This window comes from Haliscomenobacter sp. (genome assembly GCF_040403615.1).
Classification (GTDB): Bacteria; Bacteroidota; Bacteroidia; order Chitinophagales; family Saprospiraceae; genus Haliscomenobacter.
In genome coordinates, this window is record NZ_JBBAKG010000012.1 from 84,327 (window position 1) to 92,173 (window position 7,847).

Sequence of the window (7,847 nt, forward strand, 5' to 3'; positions counted from 1 at the left end):
CGCTCAGCGACCGACCACGCTCAGCGACCGACAATCCAAAACTAGTTTTTCTCTGGTTGTTTAAAAAAGAAGGCAAATCCCAACAAAATAACTACCGCCAGTCCTGCTGGAACCATCCAGACTGAAGTCCAGTTGTGGGTTTCTCCCGTTTTATACATTTCTACTACAAACCCACTGATGTAAGAACCGATGAACATCCCAACGCCGTAAGTAGCCAAAGTGATCAAGCCTTGAGCAGAACTTTTGAAACGCTCCCCAGCTTGTTGGTCTGTATAAATTTGGCCCGTTACAAAGAAGAAATCGTAACAAACCCCGTGAAGAATAATCCCCATAATCAGCATCCAATAATTGGCGCCAGCATCGCCGTAGGCAAAACAAATGTAGCGCAATGCCCAGGCCAACATGCCTACCAACAAAATCTTTTTGATGCCATAGCGGAGCAAAGCAATGGGCAAAACCAGCATAAACCCAATTTCACTGATCTGTCCCCAACTCATTTTACCAGCGGCGCCAACCATCCCCACTTCATTCAAAAAAGGATTGGCAAAGCTGTAATAAAAAGCCAACGGGATACACACCAAAATAGAGCCAATGAAAAAGATCAGGTAAGAAGGATTTTTAAACAAACTCAGGGCTTCAAGTCCTAAAATATCTCGTACGGTTACTTTTTCATCCTTGCTTTTTGGCGGTGGCGTATTGGGCAGGAAGAAGCTGTAAATACCCAAAATGGCGGATGCGATGGCGCCCATTAAGAAAGTTTGATCCAAAGACTGGGTTTTTTCCAAAGCCATGAACGCGATAGCGTTGCCAATGATGATCCAGCCAATGGTACCCAAAACCCGAATGGGTGGAAACTCAGTTGCTGTATTGCTCATTTGCTTGAAAGCTACGGCATTGACCAAGGCCAGTGTCGGCATATAAAGCATCATGTAAATCAGGATCAAAGGGTAAAATCCGGCAAAGGTGGTTTGTTGTCCCAAGAGGTACAAAACCACCGCGCCCAACAGGTGCAAAACACCTAAAATGCGCTGGGCCGGAAAGAAGCGATCGGCGATCAAACCAATAAAAAAGGGGGCTATGATGGCACCGATGCTTACGGTTTGGTAGGCCAAACCAATCTGAACCCCAGTAGCTTCCAGGTTTGCTCCAAGGTAAGTTCCCATGGTCACATACCAGGAGCCCCAAATCATGAACTCGAGGAACATCATCAACATTAATTGCAAACGTGTGCTTGTACTCATGCTATTGGAAGGGTTTTTGATGTTGAATAAAATTATACTTGGGTAAAAGTAAATAAGCCAGAATAAATTTCGGGGAAATTTCAACTTATTTTTCAAGCCCAGAAATAAAATCCCATAATGAAGTAAATATTCCTAAATTTCGGTCATCATCCACAACCAAATTTTACAGTCTATGAAGCTCACACCTTTTGCCAAAATTTTAATTCTGGCGCTGGTTGCAGTAGGTATCTTTTTTGCTGTGCGCAAATTTTTGCCACAAAGCAATACCAACGTAAGCACCAACACCGAAGTCACAACGCCAACCCAACCCGCAGAAGAAGAAAAAGAAACACCAAAAGAAAAAAAGGCCAAAAATACCCCTAACAATCGGCCTTCATTCAGCTACTTGCCCGCAGCCCCAGTCAACGGGAAGTTGAAAGGGGTAGTTGAATTGGGTGCTTCTGGTTTCAACTCTTTCATCGTAACCATCGACGCCAAGAAAACCTGGAAATTGGAGAAAGCCGAATTCGGTTCCAGCCTGGTTTACGAAAACATGGCTACTGACGACGATGTACGCGCAGGATTGAAAAATTACATTTCCAATATGCTCAATTATGGAGTAGCTGGAAAGGACATCCACTTTGTAGTCAGCTCTGGCGCCATCAAGACTCCTGAAACCCAGAAAATTGCCAAGGGGCTCAAAACCCTGGGCTATTTCGTAAATCCAGTAACAGCTGAACAAGAAGGCGCATATGCCCTCAAGTGTGTCCTGCCTGCGCTATATGAAGGCGAGGCTTTTGTACTCGATATTGGATCTGGAAATACCAAAATATCCTGGAAAGAGGGTGGCGAAATCAAAAGTGCAGAAACTTATGGCTCAAAGTACTTCCAAAACAACGTGAGCGATCAAGCCGTATATGATGAAGCATCGTCTATTGCTGCTCAAATTCCAGCCTCCAAGCGGAAGGTTTGTTTCATCATTGGTGGAGTACCCTTCGAATTTGCCAAGCAGGTAAGGAATGGCAAAGAACGTTATACCGTACTCAGCAATCCAGCTGATTATAAGGCTGATGGCGGCAAACAAAAAGCAGGTTTGAACATTTACAAAGCTTTTGCGGATGGAACAAACAGCAAAACTTTTGTATTCGATTGGGATGCCAACTTTACCATTGGCTTCTTGTTAGACTTGAAGTAAGTTGAAAAGTTGAAGGGTTGAAAAGTTGAAGGTTTGAAAAGTTGTTTACGCTTTTCAAACCTTCAACTTTTCAACTTCATCGCTCCATTTCGGAATCAGCACTCGAATTTTCGCCATAGAAATGGGCTTTACGACATAGTCATTCATGCCCGCAGCAAAGCACGCTTCCTGATCTTCAGGCGCCGCCGCTGCCGTCATTGCTACAATATAGGGCTGTTTGATCGAAGGAATTTGTCGTAGCGCCAAAGTTGCTTCGATACCATCCATCACGGGCATTTGCACATCCATAAATATGAGGTCGTAAGGTTTCGATGAGATTATTTTCACCGCTTCCTGCCCATTTTCAACAACATCCAATTGGTAACCAAAATGCTCCATAATCCTGGAAATAAGCTTTTGGTTGAGCACATTGTCTTCGGCTACTAAAATCGACAAAGGGTACACATCGGCAAGCTTTCCCTCTAGTCCTTCAACTGTATCGGGCACGTGTACAGGTGGAAGCCCAACTTCAAAAAACGTATAAAAATAGAAAGTTGAGCCAGTATTTAAAGTGCTGCTTACGCCAATTTCTCCACCCATCAACTGAACGATGGTTTTGGTGATGGCCAGGCCCAAGCCTGCCCCACGAAATGGATGTTGAGAATCGGTTCTGACTTCTGAGAATGGGCGGAATAATTTGTTAATGTTGGCTTCAGAGATGCCTACGCCAGGATCTTTTACCTTAAAATCAATGCCTATTTTACCCGGCACATCGGTACTCTTTTCGGTCACAAAAATAGAAATCGTCCCTTCATTTGAAAATTTGATGGCATTGCTGACCAAATTCACAATAACCTGCCGCAAACGATAGCTGTCTCCTCTTAAATAATCTGGAGTTCCAGGGGCAATTTCCAAGACCAAAGAAAGTATTTTGCTGTTGATTTTCGGCTCGTTACTGAACAATTTCAGGGTGCTTTCAAGTACTGCTGACAATTGAAAATCTTGATTTTCCAGGAAAAGTCGACCTTGATCTATTCTGGACATATCCAAGACATCACTTACCAAATTGAGCAGGTGTCGGCTGCTGATGCTGATGGTTTCGATGTATTCTTGCTGGCGGGGAGATAATTCCGTTTCATTCAACAAATCGGCAGTTCCAATAATGGAATTGAGCGGAGTGCGAATTTCGTGGCTCATATTCGCCAAAAATTCGGTTTTTGCTTTTTCGGCTTTTTCAGCTTTTTCTTTCTCTCTTAATATTTCCTCCTGCGATCTTTCCAAACTTTCCGTCGTTTCCACCAACATCTCCCGATCCTGTTCATAGCTGCTTTTGAAGAAAGAAATGGTCAATGCAAGAAAAATAATGCCAAAAATGAAAGTATTGAAAAGATCCAATTGCCACTGAAAATCATTATCGTAATGACGCAAAAAGTGGGGATAATACAGCTCAATAAGCAGCAATGCAGTAGACACTAGGCCCAATCCAATGAAAAAGAATAGATTTAGTTCCTTTTTGACCAGTAGTGCCCCCAATACTGCAAACAAAGCCATGAGTACCAAGGTGGGACCCCGAACTCCATAATTGACAAACCAGGAAATAGTCAGGAAAACACAAAGCGAGCTTAAAAAATAGGGCCGGATTTCCCGGTACAAATTCTTGAATCTGGAGAAATAAAAACAGAATGCACTGACCAACATTGTAGCTGCCAGCATGGAATTGACCAGCCAATGGATACCTATGACTATATTTTGAATGAGACCGATGCCAACGCTAACGAATGTTCCGAAGGTAACAATATCTGACAGTTTGTTCTCTAGAGGTACCGTGGTGTCGTTCAAGCGAAGGAAACGGATCAAGACGTTTTTCATAAATGGACATTAATCATTTCCTATGCAACACGAAAATAAGCAATTATTTTCATATAACGAACGGTAATAGATTTATTCCTGAATTAAGTCTACTGCATAGATTATTCCGTTTTGCCACTCATAATTATTATGTTTGTGGGTAAAATGAATGAAATCCAAGTAATTCTCTTCAAGATGTGCGTTTTTATTGGACTGATAAAGACATTTTGTTGAGTTTTTGCGTTGGTTAAGTTATTGACTAACAATATTTTGCTCCATATGAAAGTGTTGATCTTCGGATTGGGTAATTTTGGGTCTTCTTTGGCATTTCAACTGACTGAAATGGGTCACGAAGTAACTGCCATCGACAAAAACCCCGATAAAGTAGAGTTAATTAAAGATAAAGTCACCCACTCCGTGTCGCTTGATGGTACGAATCTGGTGGCTTTGCGCAATTTGCCACTGAAAGACACTGACGTTGCAGTGGTTGCCATTGGCGAAAATGAAGGCGCTTCCCTCATGACCACCGCCAACCTAAAAACTTTGGGCGTAAAGCGGGTCATCAGTCGGTCTTTGTCCAATACCCACGAAACCGTTTTGGAAGCAATGGGCATTCAGGAAATTTTGCACCCGGAATTGCAAGCTGCCGAGCGATTGGCCAAAAAGCTCAACCTTAAAACGGCCATCGAGTCTTTTGATCTGGATCAAAACCATTCAGTGGTCGAGTTGCATTTGCCTCCTTCCTTTGTTGGCAAAACCGTTCAGGAAGTTGATTTGCGTAAAAACTTCAACCTGAATATTGTGACCATTGTGCGCAAACGCACCAAGAAAAACCTCTTGGGAATCAATAAGGTAATTTATGTTTCAGAAGGAGTAGTAAAGCCAGACACCATCTTTGAAGAAGGCGATATTCTCGTCGTTTTTGGAACCAACCCAGAAATCAAGAAATTAGCAGATGCACATGAAGTAGGCCGCGAAGGAGGTTATTAATTTTTAAAACTTTTCCAACCCCAAGGAGACTTTTACCGTCTTGCTATAAAAAACTCCTTTGGATATGGTACGTAAATTGTATTTCCTGTCTTTTGCTTTGGCAATGCTCTTGGGATGGAGTTGTGAACAAAATGAATTACTTCCAAATGAAGATAAATGTAGTCCAATTCTCCAAGACAAAACCTTGTACAATAGCTCCAGCAAAGAACCAGATGCAGTAATCAAACAGGCATATCAACTGGAAAATTGTTTGGTATTAGAAGTGACTTACGGCGGAGGCTGCACGGAGCAAGTACCCAATTTGGTTTGGGATGGCAGCCTGGGAAAAAGTCTGCCCCCTTTGGCCCCCCTGAAGCTCAACTTCCCCAAAGATGATCCTTGTTATGCCCTGATAACCAAGACCTACTATTTCGACCTGTTGGCGTTTTTTACCGCGACAGGATACGATGAGATTCGCCTTGCACTACCAGGCGTGAAGCAAGAACTTATAGTGAAAAAGCAATAACATAGGGCTTGGTTGTACCTTACCAGGGAAGGCAAAGTACAACCAACTGCTTTATTTTTGACCCTCCAGCATCGAGCGTCCTATTCCCAGCTCCAATCCTCTCAATTCTGCCAATCCGCGCAACCTTCCGATACCAGAATACCCGGGATTCGTTTTTTTATGCAAATCATCCAGCATTTGGTGGCCGTGGTCTGGCCGAAAAGGCAGCGCTTCGCTGCGAACTTGCTGAAGCTCAACCAACGCTTTCATCACGCCATACATGTCCACATCGCCCTCCAGGTGATTGGCCTCATAAAAGTTGCCTGAGGCGTCGCGCAGGGTGCTGCGCAAGTGTACAAAATGAATGTGTTTCCCCAGGCGTTGTACCATACCCGGCAAATCATTGTCGGGGCGTACGCCAAAAGACCCCGTACAAAAACACAAACCATTGCTGGGCGAAGGTACTCCCTGAACAATGCGGCGGGCGTCCGCCTCGGTACTCACCACCCTGGGAAGCCCCAAGATAGGGTAAGGGGGGTCATCAGGGTGAATCGTCAATTTGACTCCGGCCTCTTCGGCAGCGGGAACTACATTGGTCAGAAATTCCTGAAGATTAGCCGCTAGTGCAGGTGCATCAATGTCTTGATAAGAATCCAGCACGGTTTGGAATTCTTCCAGCGTATACCCTTCTTCCGCTCCGGGCAAACCTGCGATGATGTTGCGTTGCAACAAGGCTTTATCTTCCTCACGCATGTTTTGGAAAAACACCCCGGCATGCACAATTTCTTCATCGCTGTAATCCCGTTCCGCACCTGGCCGTTTCAGCATGCACAACTCAAAAGCAGCAAAAGCTTTCTTTTCAAAACGCAGTGCTTTGGAGCCATCAGGCAATGTGTAGGCCAAATCTGTACGGGTCCAATCTAGTACGGGCATAAAATTGTAGCACACGGTATGAATGCCACAAGCTCCAAGATTGCGCAAGGTTTGGGCGTAATTGGCGTAATAATGGAGATAATTCCCACTGCGCTTTTTGATGTCTTCGTGTACCGGTACACTTTCCACTACGCTCCAACGCAGTCCCGCCGATTCGATGATGGCTTTGCGTTTTTCGATTTCTTCTATCGACCATTCGGTGCCATTGGGTAAATGATGCAAGGCACTTACGATGCCAGTAGCTCCGGCTTGACGAACATCGCTAAGTGAAACAGGATCATTGGAGCCGAACCAGCGCCAGGTTTGTTCTAAGAACCTCATTTGTTGAGTTTGGATTTGAGTTGTTCAAAGGCATTGTTTTCATCAAAACGGGAAGAGTAGCCAGGAGAATTTTGCTCGAAATCCCATATTTCCAGCAAAATTTCTAGATCATAGCCATTCGTTTGGCACTGCCGCTCAAATGCGGTGCGTTCGTGTTCGCTAAGTGTTCCGGCAGCAAAGGCTTTGAGTCTTTCCATGTCAACCTCCTCCATTTTTTCGAATTGCGGTGGTAATATAGGAAAAGACGATAAAAATACAAGAAGCCCTGAAGTGGAGAGGAGGTTTTAAGGTTTTAGAACTTCTACCCGAAGTTGTTTGAGCGCTCGGGTCATTTGTGTCTCCACCGTTTTGATGGAAATGCCAAGTTGATTGGCTATTTCCTGGTATTTGAGCCCATCCTGACGACTGAGCTTAAATACTTTACGGCATTGGGTGGGGAGACGGAGAATGGCTGAATCGATTTTTTGCTGGGTTTCAGCGCCGATCAAGGTTTCGGCAGCAGTTGGGCCCGGATAAGCCTGAATAGACAAACACTCATCCGAAACGTGCAATTGACTCTTACTTTGCCGACGAATATCGATGGCCATGTTGCGTACGCTGGTATACAGATAGTACTTGGCCGAGGTTTTGATGGTAATTTGTTCGCGGTTTTTCCAGATCTTGTAAAAGACCTCCGATACGGCTTCTTCCGCAGCCTCAGCACTGTCCAGGTAGCGTTTGGCAAAACTACACATCAATGCATATTGACTTTTGAACAATGCTTCAAAACAGACAGAATCGCTTTTTTCCAGGATGCGCTTGAACAGCGATTCTATTTGAAAGTCTTGTGCAGCCATGATCAGGACAGTTTTAGTATTCAGAAGCTTATTTGGAAAAT

Annotated in this window: 8 protein-coding genes; 3 read left to right on the forward strand and 5 right to left on the reverse strand. The window is 44.1% G+C overall.

All coding sequences use genetic code 11. The features are described 5' to 3' along the window. Positions 1-41: 41 nt before the first annotated feature. Positions 42-1,241 carry a nucleoside permease gene (locus ABW391_RS06110; protein WP_353480949.1) on the reverse strand — a complete coding sequence of 400 codons (1,200 nt, stop codon included), beginning with the start codon at positions 1,239-1,241 and terminating at the stop codon, positions 42-44. A gap of 172 nt (positions 1,242-1,413) precedes the next feature. Here ABW391_RS06110 and ABW391_RS06115 point away from each other — a divergent pair, with 172 nt between their 5' ends. Then, the gene (locus tag ABW391_RS06115; protein ID WP_353480950.1) at positions 1,414-2,415 is read left to right on the forward strand and encodes a hypothetical protein; all 1,002 of its coding nucleotides are present in this window, start codon (positions 1,414-1,416) and stop codon (positions 2,413-2,415) included. Between the two features lie 54 nt (positions 2,416-2,469). Here ABW391_RS06115 and ABW391_RS06120 read toward each other — a convergent pair whose 3' ends face one another. Then, on the reverse strand, positions 2,470-4,263 hold the full coding sequence (locus ABW391_RS06120) for a response regulator (protein WP_353480951.1): 1,794 nt from the start codon (positions 4,261-4,263) through the stop codon (positions 2,470-2,472). A gap of 258 nt (positions 4,264-4,521) precedes the next feature. Here ABW391_RS06120 and ABW391_RS06125 point away from each other — a divergent pair, with 258 nt between their 5' ends. Beyond that, positions 4,522-5,232 (forward strand): potassium channel family protein, encoded by a 711-nt coding sequence (locus ABW391_RS06125; RefSeq protein WP_353480952.1) that lies wholly within the window; start codon positions 4,522-4,524, stop codon positions 5,230-5,232. A 64-nt stretch (positions 5,233-5,296) separates the two neighbouring features. After that, positions 5,297-5,737, forward strand: a complete 441-nt coding sequence (locus tag ABW391_RS06130; RefSeq protein WP_353480953.1) for a hypothetical protein — start codon at positions 5,297-5,299, stop codon at positions 5,735-5,737. A gap of 51 nt (positions 5,738-5,788) precedes the next feature. Here ABW391_RS06130 and uxuA read toward each other — a convergent pair whose 3' ends face one another. The 3 genes from uxuA to ABW391_RS06145 all read right to left on the reverse strand — a co-directional run. Then, positions 5,789-6,970: a mannonate dehydratase gene (gene uxuA, locus ABW391_RS06135; protein WP_353480954.1), complete on the reverse strand. Its 1,182-nt coding sequence runs from the start codon at positions 6,968-6,970 to the stop codon at positions 5,789-5,791. Beyond that, positions 6,967-7,167 (reverse strand): hypothetical protein, encoded by a 201-nt coding sequence (locus ABW391_RS06140; RefSeq protein ID WP_353480955.1) that lies wholly within the window; start codon positions 7,165-7,167, stop codon positions 6,967-6,969. Before ABW391_RS06140 ends, uxuA begins: the two co-directional genes overlap by 4 nt. Before the next feature lie 87 nt (positions 7,168-7,254). Further along, positions 7,255-7,847, reverse strand: a 593-nt coding sequence (locus ABW391_RS06145; RefSeq protein WP_353480956.1) for an RNA polymerase sigma-70 factor, incomplete at its 5' end; no start/stop codon positions are given.

Coding starts and splice junctions, on each gene's coding strand:
- ABW391_RS06120 (WP_353480951.1), bottom strand. CDS start 4,263: ATGAAAAACGTCTTGATCCGTTTCCTTCGCTTGAACGACACCACGGTA.
- ABW391_RS06110 (WP_353480949.1), bottom strand. CDS start 1,241: ATGAGTACAAGCACACGTTTGCAATTAATGTTGATGATGTTCCTCGAG.
- ABW391_RS06130 (WP_353480953.1), top strand. CDS start 5,297: ATGGTACGTAAATTGTATTTCCTGTCTTTTGCTTTGGCAATGCTCTTG.
- ABW391_RS06140 (WP_353480955.1), bottom strand. CDS start 7,167: ATGGAAAGACTCAAAGCCTTTGCTGCCGGAACACTTAGCGAACACGAA.
- ABW391_RS06115 (WP_353480950.1), top strand. CDS start 1,414: ATGAAGCTCACACCTTTTGCCAAAATTTTAATTCTGGCGCTGGTTGCA.
- ABW391_RS06125 (WP_353480952.1), top strand. CDS start 4,522: ATGAAAGTGTTGATCTTCGGATTGGGTAATTTTGGGTCTTCTTTGGCA.
- uxuA (WP_353480954.1), bottom strand. CDS start 6,970: ATGAGGTTCTTAGAACAAACCTGGCGCTGGTTCGGCTCCAATGATCCT.